General features: G+C 59.3%; 1 protein-coding gene. It reads right to left on the bottom strand.

Annotated features, from left to right (window positions below):
* Positions 1-268 (bottom strand): phosphotransferase (locus GUI70_RS23405; RefSeq protein WP_161884581.1); only part of this gene is annotated, 268 nt, incomplete at both ends.

Below are 268 nucleotides of genomic sequence, written 5' to 3'. Positions count from 1 at the left end.
CTCGACAATAGTCTCCAGCTGCATACGCTGTTCAGCCTTATCGCCGTTGAGTAGCATCCACAGATCCTGAATCGCCGGGCCGGTACGCGCATCGTCTAAGTCGACAAACAGTGGTCCGTCGCGCCAGAGGATATTACCGGCATGGCAGTCACCGTGCAGGCGCAACGTGTTCCCGCGGCCGTGCCATTGCTCCATGACGGCAGCAATGAGTTTATCGGTCGCCTTCAGGAAATCGGCCTTCAGGCCAGAGGGGATCAGCGTCGCCTGC

The sequence above is a fragment of the Deinococcus alpinitundrae genome (assembly GCF_009982895.1).
Classification (GTDB): domain Bacteria; phylum Deinococcota; class Deinococci; order Deinococcales; family Deinococcaceae; genus Deinococcus; species Deinococcus alpinitundrae.
Note: the sequence above shows the minus strand (reverse complement) of the source record. Positions and strands in the feature narration are given on the sequence as shown.